Raw genomic sequence first — 19,271 nt, 5'->3', positions numbered from 1 at the left:
CGCGCTCCCCGGCCGCTCGGGCCGGGACACAGCAGACCACCCAACAGACTGTGCGGGCAACGCACAAGAGGCGTCTTTTGGCCGTGCCGGGTGCGGTGGCACTCCCTCAAATCCCTTTGCGTCGCGGGGCGATCGGGGCGGAAGATCGTCCGGTGAGTGCACGACTGCGCGGGATCGCGCGAGAAACGGAAGGCATCGTCGCCGCCGGGCAGTACGTCTGCCCCGATGGCCGGGCGGTGTCCATCGCCGCGGACACGGCCGCCGCGGCGGCGGGCACGCGGGTGTACGGGCCGGAGCCGGTTGGTGTCGGGCCGGTGTCCGTCGCCTGTGAAGGCACGGTCTCCGGGAACACCGTCTCTGTCGGCACCGTATCCAGAAGCACCGTCTTCGAAGTCACCGGCGAGAGCAGCACCGAGGCGGCCCGCCGCCTCACCGGTGAGGCCTCCGACCCGGTCGCCGTCCTCTGCTTCGCCTCGGCCCGCAACCCGGGCGGCGGCTACCTCAACGGCGCACAGGCCCAGGAAGAGGCGCTCTGCCGCGCCTCGGCGCTGTACACCTGTCTGCTGCGGGCCCCGGAGTTCTACGCCCACCACCGCGCCGAACGCGACGTGTTCTACACCGACCGGGTCATCCACTCGCCCGGAGTCCCGGTCTTCCGCGACGACCGTGGACGGCTGCTCTCCGTCCCGTACAAGGCGGGATTCCTGACCTCGCCCGCCCCCAACGCCGGAGTGATCCGGCAACGGGAGCCGGAAGAAGCGGGGCGCATCCCTGCCGTGCTCGCCGCGCGGGCGGAACGGGTCCTGGAAGTCGCGGTGGCCTGCGGCTACCGGCGGATCGTCCTCGGGGCCTGGGGCTGCGGGGTCTTCATGAACGAACCCCCGGTGGTGGCCGGGGTGTTCAGGGACCTGCTGACCGGCGACGGGCGGTTCGCCGACCGCTTCGACCGGGTGACCCTCGCGGTGCTGGACCGCACCGGCGAGGGCCCGACCCTCGCGGCGTTCCGTACGGCCTTCGCCGCCTGAAGCACGCCGAAGCCCGCCGGAGCCAGCCGAAGCCCGGTCGGCCGGACTCCGCCGCCGTCAGCCGCGCCAGCCGTACCGTTCGCCGAGCCGCTGCGCCACCCGGTCGAACCGGGGCCTGTCCAGCGCACACGCCTCGCGCCGCATCCCGTCCTCGTGCACCCGCAGCACCCGGTCCAGGTCCACCCACGACTCGCGGCCCGCGCTGTCCCACGGTCCCGCACCGATCGGCAGCCACTCGCGGTCGTGGTCGTGCCGCTTGCTCGACAGCCGCACCGCCAGCAGCGTGCCCGCCGCCTCGCGGGCCACCACGAGCACGGGACGGTCCTTGCCGCGTCCGTCGTTCTCCTCGTACGGCACGAAGGTCCAGACGATCTCGCCCGGGTCGGGGTCGCCGTCGCGCTCGGGCGCGTACTCCATCCGCACCGGGCCGATCTCGTGCGGCTCGGCCTCGGTCGTCGCGCTCGGACCGCTGCTGCCGGGCAGGTCGGGCCGGGATCCGGGGCCCTTCGGGTTGTCCAGTGAAGTCGTCACGCCGCCAGGGTAGGGGGCGGCGCGGTGTACGGCCGGGCGGCCCGTCCCGCAGGGCGTGCCGCCCGCCGTCACGGCGGGAGCGGTGACTAGATCCAGCCATCCAGCGAGGACATGAAACCGTCGAAGTCGTCACGTTGGACGGTGTGGCCCGCGCCCTTGACCGTACGTACCTCGAAGCCGCGCCCGCGCAGCAGCTCCGCCCGCTCCTCGTTGATGAGCATGCTCGGGTCGGCCAGCTGCACCAGCGACGGCACCACCGGCTTCGCGGGCAGCATGTCGCGGTCCTTGAAGCCGGCCAGCGCGAGCGCCGACGCCTCGTCCCACAGCGCCAGGGTCGCCACCTCGACGTCGACGTCCTCCGCGGCCCAGCGCGGGTTCAGCATCGCTATCTGCTCCCGGGAGGCCGACTTGAACTCGGCGAAGAGCTCGGGGCCGAAGCCCCCGGGCAGCTCCAGGTGCCACGCCGGGTCGGAGTACACCGCACGCGCCGGACGCAGCCGGTCCACGGCGAGGGACAGGACGAGAGCGCCCAGCGAGTGGCCGACGGCCAGTTCGGCGCCCGCCGGAAGCGTCTCGACGAGGTCGTCGGCGAAGTCCTCCGGGGCGTACGAGTCGCCGCGCTCGCTGAGGCCGTGGCCCCGCAGGTCCACCGCGATGACGCGGTAGCCCTTGTCGGCCAGCGCGGGACCGACGGTCCGCCAGGCGCGGTGGTCGGCCATGATGCCGTGGACCAGGAGGGCGGTGTGGTCGCCCTCGCCCCAGGTGTGGGTGTTCAGCTGCACGACGGGGTGCCTTTCTCGGTGGTGCGGGTGGGGCCCGGTGGGCCGGGGGTGCTGTGCAGGGCAGTCTGCCAGCGGACTTCCGGCGGGCGGACGGCCGGTCGTCGGACTGGCCGCCGACGGGCTGCAGTTGGGCTGCAGTTGGGCTGCTGTGGGGCGGCTCGCGGACGGACTGTGGGCAGTCGGCCGGTCAGCGCACGCTGCGGATCGGGCGTACCGCGAGGGCGCCCAGCACCGAGAGGACCGCCGCGACCAGGAAGAGCGCGGTGTATCCGCCGCTGAGCCGGACGACCAGTCCGGCGACGAACGGGGCGGCGATCTGCGGTCCCGCGTTGGCGACGTTGAGGATGCCCATGTCACGGGCGGCGTCCTCGGACTTCGGCAGCACCATCGTCACCAGCGCGGTGTCCACGGCCATGTAGCAGCCGAAGCCGAGACCGTTGATCGCGCCGAAGACCAGCATCGCGGTCCAACCGGTCGAGAGCGCCGGGAAGATCATGGCGACGGCGGCCAGCATCGCGGAGACGCCGACGAACAGCTTGCGGCGGTCGTACCTGTCGGAAAGCCAGCCGCCGAGGACGGTGGAGACCACCGAGGCGGCGGAGTTGACCATCGTCAGGACGGCCGCGGCGGACGCCGGATCCATGCCCGCGGGCAGCTTCGTGTGGTCCTGGAGGATGTACAGCTGGAAGCCGAGGACCCCGAAGTAGCCCAGGATCAGCAGGGCCCGGCCGATGAAGGCCCAGCGGAAGTCGTGGTTCGCCAGCGCACCGGCGAAGGACTTGAACTGCTCCTTGAACGGCACCGCGGGCCTGCCCGGGCGCCGCTCCTCACGGGCACACGTGGTGAACAGGACGGCCGCGGCCGCCACCAGCGCCCCGAACAGCAGGTACCCGGTGCGGTAGCTGTCCGAGAACGCCGCGCCGATCAGTGCGCCGAGGGTGGAGCCGAGCGGGATGCCGAGACCGACGGCCGCCGACGCCCTGCCGCGCGAGGCGAGCGGAACGCGGTCCGGAACCACCGAAGTGAGCGCCGCCTGGTAGAAGTTCATCGCCGCCTGGCCGAGGCACCAGACGATCGTCACGAGCAGCACGGTGTTGACGCTGCCCAGCAGCGCCATCACCCCGAGGGCGGCGACACCGCCGCCCAGGATCCACGGATTGCGGCGGCCTGAGCGGTCGGACATCGCGCCGGCGATGGGGTTGAAGATCGTGGCGAAGACCGCGGACACACCGGAGACGACGGTCATGTTGCCGACCTTGTTCGCCTCGTCGATGCCGGCCACCTGCATCGCCAGCACGAAGCCGGGCACGCCGATGTAGAGCGCGTACATGACGGTGTTGCCGACGAGCAGCAGCGGGAGCAGCCCGCGGGTCGGGGCGGCGGTCCGGGCGGAGTCGGTGCCGGCTGCAACGCCGGTGCCGGGGGAGGAAAGGGCCACGCTGCCCTCCAGTGTGAAATGAGCGGCGAATGGGACGGAAAAGGGGAGAGCTCTGCCCGCAGGGTGGTGCGGAGAGGGGTCTGCCGGAGAGTTCCGAAAGCCTGTGATGACACGTGTCAGTGACCCGTGTAAACGCTTTGTAGCACCCAATTCCGGCCAACCGCTAGACCCTGTGACGCACCCGTCTGGAAAGATGCCGAACGCGATGAGCCAGACACCGAAGAAGTCAGCCGATCAACCCGTCCCCACCAGCACAGATGTCGCACGCCTGGCCGGCGTGTCGCGCGCCACCGTGTCGTACGTGCTGAACAACACCTCGGCCGTGCGGATCAGCGAGCCGACCCGCCGCCGGGTCCGCGAGGCCGCCGAGGAACTCGGCTACGTCCCGCACGCGGCGGCCCGCAGCCTGCGCGCGGGCCACACCCGCATGGTCCTGCTGCCGACCGCGCACATCCCCGTCGGCCCGCTCTACGGTCAGTTCTTCAACGAACTGCACTGGGCGCTGCGCAACCTCGACTACACGGTGGTGCAGTACGGCAGTCTCGGCCTCACCGGCGACGAGGCGGCCCGCGCCTGGGCCGAACTGCGGCCGGTGGCCGTGGTGTCGCTCGGCGAGATCACCCTGAACGCGCGCGGCGTGCAGCTCCTCAAGAGGTCGGGGGCCAAGGCCGTCATCACACTGGGCCCGCAGCGCGTAGAGGGCGCCCACTCGCTGGTGATGGACCAGCGCGAGGTCGGCGTCGCCGCCGCCGGGCACCTCCTGGAGCGCGGCCACCGCCGCATCGGCGCCGTCGTGCCGGAGGAGCCGGGTCTGGAGCTCTTCTCCAAGCCGCGGTTGGCGGGCCTGCGCAAGGCGGTCACCGGCACCGGCGCGAGCGTCGTACCGCTGGGCATGCGGTACGACGAGGAGTCGGCGGCGGCTCTCGCGGCCCGCTGGCGCGACCTCGGCCTGGACGCCGTGTTCGCGTACAACGACGAGTACGCCCAGCTCCTCATGAGGGCGCTCCAGGACGCCGGCATCGACGTCCCCGGCGAGACCGCCGTGATGGGCGCCGACAACCTCCTCATGGGCAAGCTCCTGCGCCCCAGCCTCAGCACGGTGCAGCTGGAGATGCCGCCCGGCCAGTACCTCGCGGACCTGGTCGACCGGCTGGTGCAGCACCCGTCGGAAGAGGTGGAGAACAACGACCTGATGGGCGCGCACGCGGTGCCGCGGGAGTCGAGCTGAGACCTCGGGTCCGGCCCGGGGTCAGGAGGGTCCCGCCGGCCGTTGACAGCCGACGGGACGCGGAACAGACTCGGGCCGGGTGATCAAGGACGATCACAGGCGGTCGTACGGGTCGGGAATCCGGTATCGGGTCGGAGCCCGACGGTGCGAACGCCCTTGAGCCGGAGGAGAGTTCCGATGCCCACGAGCATCCGTGACGTCTACGTCGTCGACGCCGTCCGCACGCCGATCGGCAAGTTCGGTGGTGCGCTCTCGGGCGTACGCCCCGACGACCTCGCCGCCCATGTGGTGCGGTCCCTGGTCGCCCGGACGCCGGACCTCGATCCGGCTCGGGTCGACGACGTGTACTTCGGTGACGCCAACGGCGCGGGCGAGGACAACCGCGACGTGGCCCGCATGGCGGTGCTGCTCGCGGGGCTGCCCGTCACCGTCCCCGGCGTGACCGTCAACCGGCTCTGCGGGTCCGGCCTGGAGGCCGTGATCCAGGCGGCGCGCGCGATCGCCCTGGGTGACGCGTCCGTGGCGATCGCGGGCGGCGTCGAGTCCATGTCCCGCGCCCCCTGGGTCCTGCAGAAGCCCGAACGGGCCTTTCCGGCAGGTCACCAGCAGCTGCACTCGACGACTCTGGGCTGGCGGATGACCAACCCGCGGATGCCCGCCGAGTGGACCGTCTCCCTCGGCGAGGGCGCCGAACTCGTCGCCGACAAGTACGGAATCGGCCGTGCGGAGCAGGACGCCTTCGCCCTCGACAGCCACCACAAGGCCGCTGCCGCGTGGGCCGCGGGTCTCTACGACGGCGAGGTCGTGCCGTACGAAGGAGTGGACCTCCCGCGCGACGAATGCATCCGGGAGTCCTCGACCCCCGAGACGATGGGCCGGCTGAAGCCGGTCTTCCGTACGGACGGCACGGGCACGGTGACGGCGGGCAACTCCTCGCCCCTCAACGACGGGGCGGCGGCGCTGCTCCTGGTCGACGAGGAGGGGCTGCGGGCCACCGGACGCGAACCGCTCGCCCGTATCCGTACCTCGGCCGTCACGGGCATCGAACCCCAGCTCTTCGGGCTCGGCCCGGTCGAAGCGGTCGGCCGGGCCCTCGGCAAGGCGGGCCGCGGCTTCGCCGACCTGACCGTCTTCGAGCTGAACGAGGCCTTCGCCGCCCAGTCGCTCGGCTGCCTCGCCGCCTGGCCCGACCTGGACCCCGCCGTGGTCAACCCGCGCGGCGGCGCCCTCGCCCTCGGACACCCGCTCGGCGCCTCGGGCGCACGCCTCGCGGGATCGGTCGCCCATCAGCTGGCGGCGGCGGGCTCGGGCACCGGGCTCGCCGCCCTGTGCATCGGGGTGGGCCAGGGGCTGGCGCTGGTCCTGGAGCGCTGACGCGACGGTGAGGGCCGAGCACGTGCGAGTGGGCGCCGCCTCTATGAGGCGACGCCCACCGGCCGGTCACAGGGCTGCGGGATTCAGCCCGCTTCCTTCTGTTCCCCGGCCCCCTCCGGCGCCCCGGCCTGCGCCTTCTCGATCGACTTGCGCACCTCGTCCATGTCAAGGTTGCGGGCCTGGCCGATGATGTCCTCAAGAGCCGCCTCGGGCAGGGCGCCCGGCTGGGCGAACACCGCGACGTTCTCGCGGACGATCATCAGGGTCGGGATCGACTGGATCTCGAAGGCGGCCGCCAGCTCCTGCTGGGCCTCGGTGTCGACCTTGGCGAAGACCAGGTCCTCGTGACGGTCGGAAGCACCCTCGTAGACCGGCGCGAACTGACGGCAGGGGCCGCACCACGACGCCCAGAAGTCGATCAGAACGAAGTCGTTATCCGTGACGACTGAATCAAAGTTTTCCTTTGTCAGTTCGACAGTGGCCATGTTGTGCTCCTCTTCCGTCATTCCGGACGTCACCGTCACCGCACAACGGTGCACGGCGCCGCCCTATTCCGTCGGTCCGCCTTCCCCTGTGGTCGCGGCGCACACCACCCATCAGACTGAGTTTCATGACAGCTGCCGCAGGAACCGAAGAAGGCCGGGAGCCGACCGAGTACGACGTGGTGGTGCTGGGCGCCGGCCCGGTCGGTGAGAACGTCGCGGACCGGGCCGCCGCGGCCGGGCTGAGCGTCGCCGTCGTCGAGTCCGAACTCATCGGCGGCGAGTGCTCGTACTGGGCGTGCATGCCCAGCAAGGCGCTGCTGCGCCCGGTCACCGCACGTGCCGACGCCCGCCGGGTACCGGGGCTGAAGCAGGCGGTCCAGGGCGACCTCGACGTACCGGCCGTCCTCGCCCACCGCGACTACTACACCTCGAACTGGCAGGACGACGGGCAGGTCGGCTGGCTGGAGTCGATCGGCGTGGACATCCACCGCGGCCACGGCCGCCTCGCGGGACCCAGGAAAGTCACCGTGGATGCCCCCGACGGCGGACGGACGACGCTCACCGCCCGGCACGCCGTGGCCGTCTGCACGGGCACCAGGGCCGTCGTCCCCGACCTGCCCGGCATCGCCGGTGCCGAGCCGTGGACGAGCCGCGAGGCGACCAGTGCCAAGGAGGTGCCCGGCCGGCTGGTGGTCGTCGGCGGGGGAGTGGTCGGCGTCGAGATGGCCACGGCCTGGCAGGCGTTCGGCTCGCAGGTCACCGTCCTGGTACGGGGCGACGCGGGACTGCTGCCGAGGATGGAGCCCTTCGCGGGCGAGCTCGTCCGCGAAGCCCTGGAAGAGGCGGGCGCCACGGTACGTACCGGAGTGTCGGTCTCCGCGGTGGAGCGCGCCGGAGCGACGGTCACCGTCACGCTCGACGGAGGCGAACGGCTCGAAGCCGACGAGATCCTCTTCGCGGTGGGCCGCGCGCCCAGGACGGACGACATCGGCCTGGACACGGTCGGCCTGGGGCCCGGCTCCTGGCTCGACGTCGACGACAGCTGCCGGGTGACGGACTCCGACTGGCTGTACGCGGTGGGCGACGCCAACCACCGGGCGCTCCTCACCCACCAGGGCAAGTACCAGGCCCGCGTCGCGGGCGAGGCGATCGCGGCCCGGGCGCAGGGCCGCTCCGTCGACGACGCCCCCTGGGGGGCCCACTCGGCGACCGCCGACCACGCCGCCGTCCCCCAGGTGGTCTTCACCGACCCCGAGGCGGGCTCGGTCGGCCTCACCCTCGCGGAGGCCGAACGGGCGGGCCGCAGGGTGCGGGCCGTCGACTACGACATGGCGTCCGTCGCCGGATCGGGCCTCTACGCCTCCGGCTACAAGGGCCGCGCCCGCATGGTCGTCGACCTCGACACCGAGACCCTCGTCGGCGTCACGTTCGTCGGCCCCGCGGTCAGCGAGCTGGTGCACTCCGCGACGGTGGCGGTGGTGGGCGAGGTGCCGCTGTCACGGCTGTGGCATGCGGTTCCTTCGTACCCGACGATCAGCGAGGTGTGGCTGCGGCTCCTGGAGACGTACCGGGGATGAGCGGTCCGCGGCGGCCTCGGCGTGGGCGTCCGCAGACGTCGGCGCAGTTCACGCGGGTGGTCCCCGCAGTTCACGCGAGTGTGCGAATGAAGCTCGTCTTGGGGGCCACTTAAGAAATCCTCGATGGACGCGGCCCGCGCGGATCGGCAGATTGGAGCCCGCAAGCGATCACCATGGGACCGCCGTGGCGATCGCCACGGGTCAGCGCTGTCCGCGCGCCGCCGTCACGCCCTACCGCCTGGAGCCACAGCCATGAGAGCACTCGTCAAGCACAAGGCCGAGCCCGGGCTGTGGCTCATGGACGTCCCCGAGCCGGAGACCGGCCCGGGCGACGTACTCATCAAGGTGCTGCGCACCGGCATCTGCGGCACCGACCTGCACATCCGCAACTGGGACGGCTGGGCGCAGCAGGCCGTCACCACGCCCCGGGTGCTCGGCCACGAGTTCGTCGGCGAGGTCGCGCACGTCGGCTCCGACGTCGCGGACATCGCGGTCGGCGACATCGTCAGCGGCGAGGGCCACCTCGTGTGCGGCAAGTGCCGCAACTGTCTGGCCGGCCGCCGCCACCTGTGCCGCAGCACCGTGGGCCTCGGCGTCGGCCGCGACGGCGCCTTCGCCGAGTACGTGGCACTGCCCGCCTCCAACGTGTGGGTGCACCGCACCAAGGTCGACCTCGACGTCGCGGCGATCTTCGACCCGTTCGGCAACGCCGTGCACACCGCGCTGTCCTTCCCGCTGGTCGGCGAGGACGTCCTGATCACCGGCGCGGGCCCGATCGGCATCATGGCCGCCGCCGTCGCCAAGCACGCCGGCGCCCGCAGCGTCGTCATCACCGACGTCAGCGAGCCCCGTCTGGACCTGGCCCGCCAGGTCGGCGCCACCCTCGCCGTCAACGTCGCGCAGAGTTCCATCGCCGAGGCACAGGCCAAGCTCGGCCTCAAAGAGGGCTTCGACATCGGCCTGGAGATGTCAGGCCGCCCCGAAGCCATGCGCGACATGGTCGACAACATGACGCACGGCGGACGCATCGCCATGCTGGGCCTGCCCGCCGAGGAATTCGCCGTCGACTGGTCGAAGATCGTCACGTCGATGATCACCGTCAAGGGGATCTACGGCCGCGAGATGTACGAGACCTGGTACGCGATGACCGTCCTGATCGAGGCCGGTCTCGACCTGCGGCCCGTGATCACCGGTTCGTACGGCTACGAGGACTTCGAGGCGGCGTTCGACGAGGCGGCCACGGCCCGCAGCGGCAAGATCATCCTCAACTGGGGCTGATTTTTTGAGGCTCGGTTCGCCGCCGGGGCGCCCAAGCGGACGTCGACTGTCGACCGTGCTCGGCCGATCGTTCCTCACGGCCTGCGCGCGCTCTCTGTTCTTTTGGGGCTCGGTTCGCCTCCGGGGCGCTCTAGCGGACGTCGACGGTCGATCGTGCTCGGCCGATCGTTCCTCACGGCCTGCGCGCGTTCTCCCTTTCGACGTCCGCGCGCCCCTTCGGCTCACTCGCCGGGCCCCATCCGGCAGCACCTTCGGCCGACTCGCCGGGCGCTCAAGGCCGTGCCCCTTCGGCCTACCCGCCCGGTTCCACCCGACACTGAACACTCCGCACCGCGACCCCCCAGGGAGCCCTTCATGTACGCGTCCGTCCGCGACGACCTCCGTGCCACCCTCGACGAGATCCGCGAAGCCGGACTCTTCAAGCCCGAGCGCGTCATCAGCAGCCCGCAGAGCGCCACCGTCGGCGTCACCGCCGACGGGCAGGCCGCGGACGTGCTCAACTTCTGCGCCAACAACTACCTCGGCCTCGCCGACCACCCCGAGGTCGTCGCCGCCGCCAAGGACGCCCTGGACCGCTGGGGCTACGGCATGGCGTCCGTCCGGTTCATCTGCGGCACCCAGGAGATCCACAAGGAGCTGGAGGCCCGCCTCTCGGCCTTCCTCGGCCAGGAGGACACGATCCTCTACTCCTCCTGCTTCGACGCCAACGGCGGCGTCTTCGAGACCCTCCTCGGCCCCGAGGACGCGGTCATCTCCGACGCCCTCAACCACGCCAGCATCATCGACGGCATCCGCCTCTCCAAGGCCGCCCGCCACCGCTACGCCAACCGCGACATGGCGGAGCTGGAGGCCAAGCTCAAGGAGACCGCCGGTGCCCGCCGCCGCCTGATCGTCACCGACGGCGTCTTCTCGATGGACGGCTACGTCGCCCCGCTCCAGGAGATCTGCGACCTCGCCGACCGCTACGACGCCATGGTCATGGTCGACGACTCGCACGCGGTCGGCTTCGTCGGCGCGGGCGGCCGGGGCACCCCGGAGCTGCACGGCGTGATGGACCGCGTCGACATCATCACCGGCACCCTCGGCAAGGCGCTCGGCGGCGCCTCGGGCGGCTACGTCGCGGCCCGCGCCGAGATCGTCGCCCTGCTGCGCCAGCGCTCGCGCCCGTACCTCTTCTCGAACTCCCTCGCCCCGGTCATCGCCGCGGCCTCCCTCAAGGTCCTCGACCTGCTGGAGTCGGCCGGTGACCTGCGCGAGAAGCTCGCCGCCAACACCTTGCTGTTCCGTACGAAGATGACCGAGGCGGGCTTCGACATCCTGCCCGGCGACCACGCCATCGCACCGGTCATGATCGGCGACGCCGCGGAGGCGGGCCGGATGGCGGAGCTGCTCCTTGAGCGCGGCGTGTACGTGATCGGCTTCTCGTACCCGGTCGTCCCGATGGGCAAGGCACGCATCCGCGTCCAGCTGTCGGCCGCGCACTCCACCGCCGACGTCGAGAGGGCGATTGCGGCGTTCGTCGACGCTCGGGCGACACTGGCTGGGTGATCGACCCCAGACGGCTCCGCATCCTGAGGGCCGTGGCGGACCACCGTACGGTGACCGCCGCGGCCTCCGCGCTGTACCTGACCCCCTCCGCCGTGTCCCAGCAGCTCAACGCGCTGGAGCAGGAGACGGGGCACGCCCTGCTGATCCGTACGGGCAAGGGGGTGGAGCTCACCGCCGCGGGCGAGATCCTGCTCGCCCACACCCACGCCGTCCTCGCCCAGCTGGAACGTGCCGAGGCCGAACTCGCGGACTACGCGGGCGGCGTCGCGGGCGAGGTCATGGTCGCCTCCTTCGCCACCGGCATCGCCGAGGTCGTCGCCCCCGCCGTCGGCCGCCTCGCCACCGGGCACCCCGGCATCATGATGCGCGTGTGGGACGCCGAGGGCGACGAGAGCCTGCCGCTGGTCCTCGGCGGCAAGGCGGACGTGGCGGTCGCCGTCGAGTACCGGGGCGCACCCCGCGAGGACGACCGGCGGCTCGCCCGCGTACCGCTGTACGCGGAGCCCTTCGACGCCGTGCTGCCCGCAGGCCACCCCCTGTGCGCAGACGAAAGGGTGGCTCTCTCCGGGCTCGCCGACAGCGACTGGATCGGTCCCTACCCCGGCAATCCATGTCATGACATGGTGCTGCTCGCCTGCGAGCTCGCGGGCTTCCAGCCGCGCCTGAGGCACTCCTCCGACGACTTCCGCGCGGTGGTCGCTCTCGCGGGCGCGGGAGCCGGTGTCGCGCTCGTCCCGCGGTCCGCCCTGCGCGGCATGGAGCTGAAGGACGCCGTCGTACGTCCCGTGGAAGGGCCCGCCGCCACCCGCAGGGTGTTCGCCGCGGTACGCCGCGGTGCGGAGGACCATCCGCTGATCCGGCCGGTGCTCGACGCCCTCGTCGCTTCCGCGGGCGGTCTCTCCACGGGACTCTCCACCGGATGAAGGCACGTCAACCTCTGTCCGCGGCAGGCCCGTGGGGGCGGGTTCGCGAAATTGTTTGACCGCAAGTCCGGTTGAGGTTCTAGCGTTCAGTGCGTACCCCGGGCCAGGCAGGCCGACGGGACGCCCAACGTCGCACCAGCTGATTCCGGAGGCACCTCCCGTGGACATGGAAGTCACCGCGTGGACATCGATGCACAGCGTGATGACCGCGCAAGACGACAAGCGCCCCTTCTCCAGGGCCACCCTGCGGAGGATCGCCTCTTTCGCCAAGCCGCACCGCAGGCAGATCTACCAGTTCCTGCTGCTCAGCGTGGTCACCGCACTTCTCGCGGTCGCCACCCCGGTCCTCGCGGGCCGCGTCGTCGACGCGATCGTCAAGGGCGACGAGACGGGCACGGTCACCCGGCTCGCCCTGCTCATCGCACTGATCGCCGTCGCCGAGGCGGGCCTCGGACTGCTCACCCGCTGGCTGTCGGCGACCCTCGGTGAAGGGCTGATCCTCGACCTCCGCACGGCGGTCTTCGACCACGTGCAGCGGATGCCGGTCGCCTTCTTCACCCGTACCCGCACCGGCGCCCTCGTCAGCCGCCTCAACAACGACGTCATCGGCGCCCAGCGGGCCTTCAGCAACACCCTCTCCGGGGTCGTCTCCAACCTCGTCACCCTGCTGCTGACGCTCGGCGTGATGCTGAGCATCTCCTGGCAGATCACCCTCCTCGCCCTCGCCCTGCTGCCGGTGTTCGTCGTCCCGGCCCGGCGGATGGGCTCCCGGATGGCCCGGCTGCAGCGGGAGGCGGCCGGGCACAACGCCACCATGGGCACCCAGATGACGGAGCGTTTCTCCGCCCCCGGCGCCACCCTCATCAAGCTCTTCGGCAGGCCGGCGGACGAGTCCAGGGAGTTCGCCGCGAGGGCCCGCCGGGTCCGCGACATCGGCGTCCGCACCGCCATGGTGCAGTCCACCTTCATCACCGCTCTCACCCTCGTCTCCGCGCTGGCCCTCGCGCTGGTCTACGGACTCGGCGGCTTCTACGCCCTGCGCGGCAGCCTCGACCCCGGTGCCGTCGTCGCCCTCGCGCTGCTCCTCACCCGCCTCTACGCCCCGCTCACCGCCCTCGCGGGCGCCCGCGTCGAGGTCATGAGCGCCCTGGTCAGCTTCGAGCGGGTCTTCGAGATCCTCGACCTGAAGCCGCTGATCTCCGAGAAGCCGGACGCCCGCACGGTCCCGGACGGACCGGTCTCCGTGGAGTTCGACGGCGTCACCTTCGGCTACCCCTCCGCGGACAAGGTCTCCCTCGCCTCTCTTGAGGACGTGGCGGTCCTCGACAACCGCGGCGGCACCGACGTCCTGCACGACGTGTCCTTCCGCGCCGAACCCGGCCACATGATCGCCCTCGTCGGGTCGTCGGGAGCCGGAAAGTCCACCATCGCGCAGCTCCTGCCGCGGCTGTACGACGCGGACGAGGGCGCGGTACGGATCGGTGGCGTCGACGTACGCGACCTGAGCGCCGACTCCATCCGCCGCACCCTCGGCATGGTCACCCAGGACGGCCACCTCTTCCACGAGTCCGTACGCGCCAACCTGCTGCTCGCCCGCCCCGAAGCGACCGAGGACGACATCTGGGACGCACTGCGCCGCTCCCGCCTCGACGGGCTCGTGGCAGCCCTGCCCGACGGCCTCGACACCGTGGTGGGGGAGCGCGGCTACCGGCTCTCCGGCGGCGAACGCCAGCGCCTCACCATCGCCCGGCTGCTGCTCGCCCAGCAGCGCGTCGTCATCCTCGACGAGGCGACCGCGCACCTCGACTCCACCTCGGAGGCGGCCGTCCAGGAGGCGCTCGCCGAAGCCCTTGAGGGGCGTACCGCCGTGGTCATCGCGCACCGGTTGTCGACCGTACGGGCCGCCGACCAGATCCTCGTCGTCGAGGAGGGCCGGATCGTCGAACGCGGCACCCACACCGGACTGCTGGCCGCGGGCGGGCGGTACGAGCAGCTCTACCGCACGCAGTTCGAGCGGCCGGGGGCGGAGGGGGCACACCCCGTCCGGTGAACACGCAGGCGCGGCCCCGGAGCGAGTGCTCCGGGGCCGCGCCTCCTTGATGCGCCTCTTTGATGCGGCGGTTCGCCGCAGCGGGCCTACTCGCCGATGTCCTCGTTCCACAGCTCCGGCTTCGCCGCGATGAAGTCCCGCATCATCCGCACGCACTCCGGGTCGTCCAGCTCGATGATCTCCACGCCGTGCTCGGCCAGCCAGTCGTGCCCGCCGTGGAAGGTCTCCGACTCGCCCACGACCACCCGCGAGATGCCGAACTGCCGCACCAGACCGCTGCAGTACCAGCACGGCGACAGCGTCGTCACCATGGTGGTGCCGCGGTACGTCCGCTGTCGGCCGGCGTCGCGGAAGGCCGCCGTCTCCGCGTGCATCGACGGGTCGCCGTCCTGCACCCGGAGGTTGTGGCCGCGCCCCAGGAGGGTGCCGTCCGCGCCGTACAGCGCGGCGCCGATCGGAATGCCGCCCTCGGCGAGACCGGCCCTGGCCTCCTCGACGGCGGTCGCCAGCCACTGACGGGCCTGCGTGTGATCCATGATTCTTCTCCGATCGCTCAGTGCTGTTTCCCGGGGCGGCTCAGGACAGTCCCCGTCCGGCCTGCCCCTCCTCGTACGTCAGCTGCTTGATGCGGCGCAGGACCGGCGTGCACTCGACGTGCTGGACGCCTTCGAGGCGGCCGAGCTTCTCGCTCAGATAGGTGTAAAGGGCCGTGGTGTCCCGGTTCAGGACGACCGCGAGGACGTTGCAGGGACCGGCGGCGGCGCTCGCGAACGCCACTTCGGGATGGACCGCCAGCGCGCGGCCGACCGCGGCCAGGGCGGAAGGCGCGGCGGTGATCCACAGCAGCGCGGCATTGGCGTGCCCCAGGCGCTCCGAGTCGAACTGCACGTCGATGAACAGGGCGCCCGAGGCGAGCAGTTGGTCGAGCCGGCGCCGCAGCGCAGACTCGGAACGCCCCGTCGCCTTCTGCAGTTCCGCGAAGGTGGCCCGGCCGTCCCGCTCCAGGGCGGTCACCAGAGGCTCGTCGTCGGTGGCGATGCGGGCCGCTCCCGCCGCGCCCCCGGCCTCGGTTCCGTACCGCGGAAGCAGCGCCTCCACCTGCTCGGGCGTGAGCGCCGCGCTCTTGCGGAGCCAGCCCTGGGGGCCTCCGTAGAACCGGTGCAGCAGCTGGTACGCGTGGATCTCCACAATCCGGGGCGTGCGCGGCAGCTTCCCCAGCAGCAGCTCCTCGTGCTCGCCGCGGGTACGGACCCTGGTCATGCAGACCACCTCGGTGCCGCCGGACGTCAGCGCGATCCAGGCGGTGTCGGGGCGGCGGGCCAGCGCGCGGGCGATCGCGGAGGCGGAGTCCGGGGTGCAGCGCAGCCGCAGCATCCACGACTCCTGGCCGTGCGCGACGTGGTCGCGGACGCCGACCACCCGCATCTCGGCACCCGTGCGCAGCCGCTTGAAGCGGCGGGCGACGGTCTGGTCGGAGACGCTGAGAACGGTCGCGATCCGGCTGAAGGAGGCACGGGCGTCGACTTCGAGGGCGTGCAGGAGACGGCGGTCGAGTTCGTCGTACTCGTGGACTTCCATCGCCAAGCCGCCTCCAGATGTCGGATTTCGTCGACCCACGGGCCTTGGGTAGGTGATCCCGTCGGCCCGGACCGATCGTACGGGAAGCCGTTCGACGGAGACGGTGCTGTACGGAGAGGACGCAACCATGCGCAAATGGGGACCGCTCACAGCGGTCTGTCTGGGCACGTTCATGCTGCTGCTGGACGTGACGATCGTGATCGTCGCGCTGCCCGACATGGCGGGCTCGCTCGGGGCGTCGCTCTCCGAGCTCCAGTGGGTGATCGACATCTACGCCCTCGCGCTCGCCGCGCTGCTGCTCGGCGCGGGGGCCGCGGCCGACGTGACCGGGCGACGGCGGATGTACGCGGCCGGAACCGCCGTCTTCGCGCTGGCCTCGCTCGCCTGTGGGCTGGCGTCGAGCCCGGCGCTGCTGATCGCGATGCGCGGGCTCCAGGGGGTGGGCGGCGCGGCGATGTTCGCCACCACCCTGTCCCTGCTCGGCTCGGCCTATCAGGGGCGCGACCGGTCGGTCGCGCTCGGAGTGTGGGGTGCGGTGAGCGGCGCCGCCGCGGCGATAGGCCCGGTACTCGGCGGAGTGCTCACGGAGGCGCTGGACTGGCGGTGGATCTTCTTCGTCAACCTGCCGATCAGTGCGCTGGCGATCTGGATGACGCTGCGGTCGGTGCCCGAGTCGCGTGCCGAGGGCACCCGGCGGATCGACTGGGCGGGTACGGCGGCCTTCGCCGTGTTCGCCGGCGCGCTCACCTTCGCGGTCGTACGGGCGGACGCCGAGGGCTGGGCGTCGGCCGCCACCGGGGTCACGCTCGCCGTCGCGGCGCTCGCGCTGGCCGCGTTCGTGGTCGTCGAGCGGCGTGCGGCGCATCCGCTGCTCGACCTGCGGCTGCTGCGGCGGCCCTCGTTCGCGGTGGTGATGCTGGGGGCGCTGGCGTTCAACGCGGCGGCCTTCGGGGTGCTGCCCTACACCTCGATCTGGCTGCAGACCCTGCTCGGGCTGAGTCCGGTACGGGGCGGGCTCGTCGTGCTGCCCCTCGCGGCGGCGTCGTTCGTGGTGGCCGCGGTCGGCGGACGGCTGCTGCACGGCGCTCCGGCCCGGCTGGTCATCGGCGGCGGACTGGTGCTGATCGGCGGCGGAGCCCTGGCCCAGGGCGTGCTGGAGGCGGACTCCGGGTGGGGTGTGCTGGTGCCCGGGTTCTTGGTCGCCGGAATCGGCGTCGGTCTGGTGTCGCCCGCGCTGGCGGGCGCCGCGCTGGCTTCCGTACCGCAGCGGAACGCGGGCATGGCGGGCGGCGCGGTCAACACGTTCCGCCAGCTCGGGTACGCACTCGGCGTCGCCGTGTTCGGCACGGTCGTCACGTCCCGCATGGCGGACTCGCTGCAAGGGGTCACCGGGGACGCCGGCACGGCACAGGAGGCCGCGCACACGCTCGCGGGAGGCGGGGCCGCGGCTCTGCGCGGACGGATCCCGGACGAGACCCTGCACGAGGCCTTCGCCTCGGGGCTCGACGGAGCGGTGCTCGTCGCGGGAGCGGTGGGAGTGCTGGCCGGTCTCGCGGTGCTGGTGTTCCTGCGCCCGGCGCGCCCTGTCGCCGCGGAGGAGAAGAGCCGGCCGGCCACGGCCACGGCGGCCGGGTAGGGCCTCACCCGTGCGGCGCAGAGCGGAGGGCACGGTCCCCTGGGCGGGGGCGGGCCGGTCCTGCGCCGCCCGCCCCCGACGCCTCTTTGATGCGGCGGGCGGGGCCCGACGGCCCTTCGCGGGGGCTGACCTGCTGCGCGAGCGGTACGCCCGACCCGGGGCGGTCGGTGGCGGGCCGGACGCGCCGGGATAGCCTGAACCACAATGAACCGCTTGACGACGCCATGGGGCGTGTCCGAACTCGCCCGTTTCCCCACGGACCCGCGCGACACGCTGCGCGCGTGGGACGCCGCCGACGAGTACCTCCTGCGACACCTCGCGGGCACCGACGACGCCCCGCCCGTGGACCTGTCCGGCAGCGTCGTCGTACTCGGCGACCGGTGGGGCGCACTGACCACCGCGCTGACCGCCGCGGGGCGCCACCCCGTACAGATCACCGATTCGTACCTCGGGCGGCAGGCCACCCGTGCGAACCTCGCGCGCAACGGCACCGACCCGGAAGGCGTCCGGCTGCTGTCCACGCGCGACACCCCGCCGGACCGCATCGACGTCCTGCTGATCCGCGTGCCCAAGAGCCTCGCGCTCCTGGAGGACCAGCTGCACCGGCTCGCCCCCGGCATCCACGAGGGCACCGTGGTCGTCGGCACCGGCATGGTCAAGGAGATCCACACCTCCACGCTGCGCCTCTTCGAGCGGATCGTCGGCCCGACGCGCACCTCCCTCGCGGAGAAGAAGGCCCGCCTGATCTTCTGCACGCCCGGCTCGCTGCCCGACCGGGGCGGCGACCCGTGGCCGCTGACGTACACGCTCGACGCCGACGCGGGAGCGGGGGCGGGTCTGGCCGTCACCAACCACGCGGGGATCTTCTGTGCCGAGCGCCTCGACGTCGGCACCCGCTTCTTCCTCCAGCACCTGCCGCAGGGCACCGGCGCGTCCCGCATCCTCGACCTGGGCTGCGGCAACGGCGTGGTCGGCACGGCCGCTGCGCTCGCCCACCCCGGCGCCGAGGTCCTCTTCGTCGACGAGTCGTTCCAGGCGGTCGCCTCGGCGGAGGCGACGTACCGCGCGAACCTCTTTGAGGACGAGGCGGGCGGCAAGGCCGAGTTCGGGGTCGGGGACGCGGCGACCGGCATCCCCGCCGACTCCGTCGACCTCGTACTGAACAACCCGCCCTTCCACTCCCACCAGGCGACGACCGACGCCACGGCCCGGCGCATGTTCGCCGGGGCGCGCGACGTGCTGCGCCCCGGCGGGGAACTGTGGGTGGTCGGCAACCGGCACCTCGGCTACCACGTACGGCTGCGCAGGCTCTTCGGGAACTGCGACGTCGTCGCGAGCGACCCGAAGTTCGTCGTCCTGCGCGCCGTCAAGCGCTGAGACCGTCAGTCACCGGTCTCCAGCGACGCGAAGTCACCGGACAGGGCCGCGGCCGTGCGCAGGTACGGCGCGGCCTCGGCGTGCCGCCCCTGGCGCTCCAGGGTGCGGCCCAGCATCAGCTGCGCGTAGTGCTCGACCGGGCAGTCCGCCAGAACCGCACGCAGCTCGGACTCGGCCCTGGAGAGCTGGGCGGAGTGGTAGTACGAGCGGGCCAGCAGCAGCCGCGGAGCGGTCAGCCGCGGGGACTCGTCGACCAGCACGCGCAGGATGCGCGCCGCCTTGTCGTACTCCTTCGAGTCGAAGAACAACCGCGCACGGTCCCAGCGTTCGGCCTCGCTGCCCTGCTGGTAGTACGCGTCGTTGAGATTCACCTGCACGTTCACTGCTGCTCCGTTCCGCCTGCCGTGCCGCCGGCTCTTCCGGCTGCTCACCCCCTCCAAC

17 protein-coding genes are annotated in these 19,271 nt (G+C 72.1%); 10 read left to right on the top strand and 7 right to left on the bottom strand.

The features are described 5' to 3' along the window. Positions 1-152: 152 nt before the first annotated feature. Positions 153-1,025, top strand: a complete 873-nt coding sequence (locus ACH4SP_RS29210) for a TIGR02452 family protein (RefSeq protein ID WP_398419031.1) — start codon at positions 153-155, stop codon at positions 1,023-1,025. Between the two features lie 57 nt (positions 1,026-1,082). Here ACH4SP_RS29210 and ACH4SP_RS29205 read toward each other — a convergent pair whose 3' ends face one another. From ACH4SP_RS29205 to ACH4SP_RS29195, 3 genes are all read right to left on the bottom strand, one after another. Then, positions 1,083-1,556, bottom strand: a complete 474-nt coding sequence (locus ACH4SP_RS29205; protein ID WP_398419029.1) for a type II toxin-antitoxin system PemK/MazF family toxin — start codon at positions 1,554-1,556, stop codon at positions 1,083-1,085. 86 nt (positions 1,557-1,642) lie between these two features. Next, entirely contained in the window at positions 1,643-2,338 is a 696-nt protein-coding gene (locus tag ACH4SP_RS29200) for an alpha/beta fold hydrolase (protein WP_398419027.1), read from the bottom strand. A 187-nt stretch (positions 2,339-2,525) separates the two neighbouring features. Further along, a complete protein-coding gene (locus tag ACH4SP_RS29195; protein WP_398419026.1) occupies positions 2,526-3,776 on the bottom strand; it encodes an MFS transporter in 1,251 nt (416 codons plus the stop codon). Positions 3,777-3,981: 205 nt separating this feature from the next. On the opposite strand from ACH4SP_RS29195, the gene ACH4SP_RS29190 reads away from it, so the two are divergent. Both ACH4SP_RS29190 and ACH4SP_RS29185 read left to right on the top strand, forming a co-directional pair. Then, positions 3,982-5,004 (top strand): LacI family DNA-binding transcriptional regulator, encoded by a 1,023-nt coding sequence (locus tag ACH4SP_RS29190; protein WP_398419024.1) that lies wholly within the window; start codon positions 3,982-3,984, stop codon positions 5,002-5,004. Between the two features lie 177 nt (positions 5,005-5,181). Next, positions 5,182-6,378, top strand: coding sequence for a thiolase family protein (locus ACH4SP_RS29185; RefSeq protein ID WP_398419022.1), 1,197 nt, complete (start codon positions 5,182-5,184; stop codon positions 6,376-6,378). An 83-nt stretch (positions 6,379-6,461) separates the two neighbouring features. Here ACH4SP_RS29185 and trxA read toward each other — a convergent pair whose 3' ends face one another. Then, complete coding sequence (trxA, locus tag ACH4SP_RS29180; protein ID WP_398419160.1) at positions 6,462-6,863, bottom strand: thioredoxin; 402 nt, start codon at positions 6,861-6,863, stop codon at positions 6,462-6,464. A 125-nt stretch (positions 6,864-6,988) separates the two neighbouring features. Here trxA and ACH4SP_RS29175 point away from each other — a divergent pair, with 125 nt between their 5' ends. The 5 genes from ACH4SP_RS29175 to ACH4SP_RS29155 all read left to right on the top strand — a co-directional run bounded on the left by ACH4SP_RS29175 (position 6,989) and on the right by ACH4SP_RS29155 (position 14,239). Then, a complete protein-coding gene (locus ACH4SP_RS29175; protein WP_398419021.1) occupies positions 6,989-8,440 on the top strand; it encodes a dihydrolipoyl dehydrogenase family protein in 1,452 nt (483 codons plus the stop codon). Positions 8,441-8,692: 252 nt separating this feature from the next. Beyond that, positions 8,693-9,718 carry an L-threonine 3-dehydrogenase gene (gene tdh / locus ACH4SP_RS29170; protein WP_398419020.1) on the top strand — a complete coding sequence of 342 codons (1,026 nt, stop codon included), beginning with the start codon at positions 8,693-8,695 and terminating at the stop codon, positions 9,716-9,718. A gap of 354 nt (positions 9,719-10,072) precedes the next feature. Next, positions 10,073-11,266: a glycine C-acetyltransferase gene (locus tag ACH4SP_RS29165; RefSeq protein WP_398419018.1), complete on the top strand. Its 1,194-nt coding sequence runs from the start codon at positions 10,073-10,075 to the stop codon at positions 11,264-11,266. Next, positions 11,263-12,189 carry a LysR family transcriptional regulator gene (locus ACH4SP_RS29160; RefSeq protein ID WP_398419016.1) on the top strand — a complete coding sequence of 309 codons (927 nt, stop codon included), beginning with the start codon at positions 11,263-11,265 and terminating at the stop codon, positions 12,187-12,189. Before ACH4SP_RS29165 ends, ACH4SP_RS29160 begins: the two co-directional genes overlap by 4 nt. A 160-nt stretch (positions 12,190-12,349) precedes the next feature. Continuing rightward, the gene (locus tag ACH4SP_RS29155) at positions 12,350-14,239 is read left to right on the top strand and encodes an ABC transporter ATP-binding protein (protein ID WP_398419014.1); all 1,890 of its coding nucleotides are present in this window, start codon (positions 12,350-12,352) and stop codon (positions 14,237-14,239) included. An 86-nt stretch (positions 14,240-14,325) separates the two neighbouring features. Here the strand turns inward: ACH4SP_RS29155 and ACH4SP_RS29150 are convergent, their stop codons facing one another. Beyond that, positions 14,326-14,775, bottom strand: a complete 450-nt coding sequence (locus ACH4SP_RS29150) for a nucleoside deaminase (protein WP_398419013.1) — start codon at positions 14,773-14,775, stop codon at positions 14,326-14,328. Positions 14,776-14,815: 40 nt separating this feature from the next. Continuing rightward, entirely contained in the window at positions 14,816-15,817 is a 1,002-nt protein-coding gene (locus tag ACH4SP_RS29145; RefSeq protein WP_398419159.1) for an Lrp/AsnC family transcriptional regulator, read from the bottom strand. A 127-nt stretch (positions 15,818-15,944) separates the two neighbouring features. On the opposite strand from ACH4SP_RS29145, the gene ACH4SP_RS29140 reads away from it, so the two are divergent. Both ACH4SP_RS29140 and ACH4SP_RS29135 read left to right on the top strand, forming a co-directional pair. Next, positions 15,945-17,453: an MFS transporter gene (locus ACH4SP_RS29140; protein ID WP_398419011.1), complete on the top strand. Its 1,509-nt coding sequence runs from the start codon at positions 15,945-15,947 to the stop codon at positions 17,451-17,453. A 213-nt stretch (positions 17,454-17,666) separates the two neighbouring features. Beyond that, positions 17,667-18,830, top strand: a complete 1,164-nt coding sequence (locus ACH4SP_RS29135; protein WP_398419008.1) for a methyltransferase — start codon at positions 17,667-17,669, stop codon at positions 18,828-18,830. 5 nt (positions 18,831-18,835) lie between these two features. Here ACH4SP_RS29135 and ACH4SP_RS29130 read toward each other — a convergent pair whose 3' ends face one another. Beyond that, positions 18,836-19,213, bottom strand: coding sequence for a tetratricopeptide repeat protein (locus ACH4SP_RS29130; protein WP_398419006.1), 378 nt, complete (start codon positions 19,211-19,213; stop codon positions 18,836-18,838). Positions 19,214-19,271 lie beyond the last annotated feature (58 nt).

It is taken from the genome of Streptomyces sp. NPDC021093 (assembly GCF_044333135.1).
Classification (GTDB): domain Bacteria; phylum Actinomycetota; class Actinomycetes; order Streptomycetales; family Streptomycetaceae; genus Streptomyces.
Note: the sequence above shows the minus strand (reverse complement) of the source record. Positions and strands in the feature narration are given on the sequence as shown.

Bases quoted from the DNA above. Each gene is read 5' to 3' on its own strand.
- ACH4SP_RS29140 (WP_398419011.1), top strand. From the start codon at position 15,945: ATGCGCAAATGGGGACCGCTCACAGCGGTCTGTCTGGGCACGTTCATG.
- ACH4SP_RS29190 (WP_398419024.1), top strand. From the start codon at position 3,982: ATGAGCCAGACACCGAAGAAGTCAGCCGATCAACCCGTCCCCACCAGC.
- ACH4SP_RS29185 (WP_398419022.1), top strand. From the start codon at position 5,182: ATGCCCACGAGCATCCGTGACGTCTACGTCGTCGACGCCGTCCGCACG.
- tdh (WP_398419020.1), top strand. From the start codon at position 8,693: ATGAGAGCACTCGTCAAGCACAAGGCCGAGCCCGGGCTGTGGCTCATG.
- ACH4SP_RS29150 (WP_398419013.1), bottom strand. From the start codon at position 14,775: ATGGATCACACGCAGGCCCGTCAGTGGCTGGCGACCGCCGTCGAGGAG.
- ACH4SP_RS29165 (WP_398419018.1), top strand. From the start codon at position 10,073: ATGTACGCGTCCGTCCGCGACGACCTCCGTGCCACCCTCGACGAGATC.
- ACH4SP_RS29175 (WP_398419021.1), top strand. From the start codon at position 6,989: ATGACAGCTGCCGCAGGAACCGAAGAAGGCCGGGAGCCGACCGAGTAC.
- ACH4SP_RS29145 (WP_398419159.1), bottom strand. From the start codon at position 15,817: ATGGAAGTCCACGAGTACGACGAACTCGACCGCCGTCTCCTGCACGCC.
- trxA (WP_398419160.1), bottom strand. From the start codon at position 6,863: ATGGCCACTGTCGAACTGACAAAGGAAAACTTTGATTCAGTCGTCACG.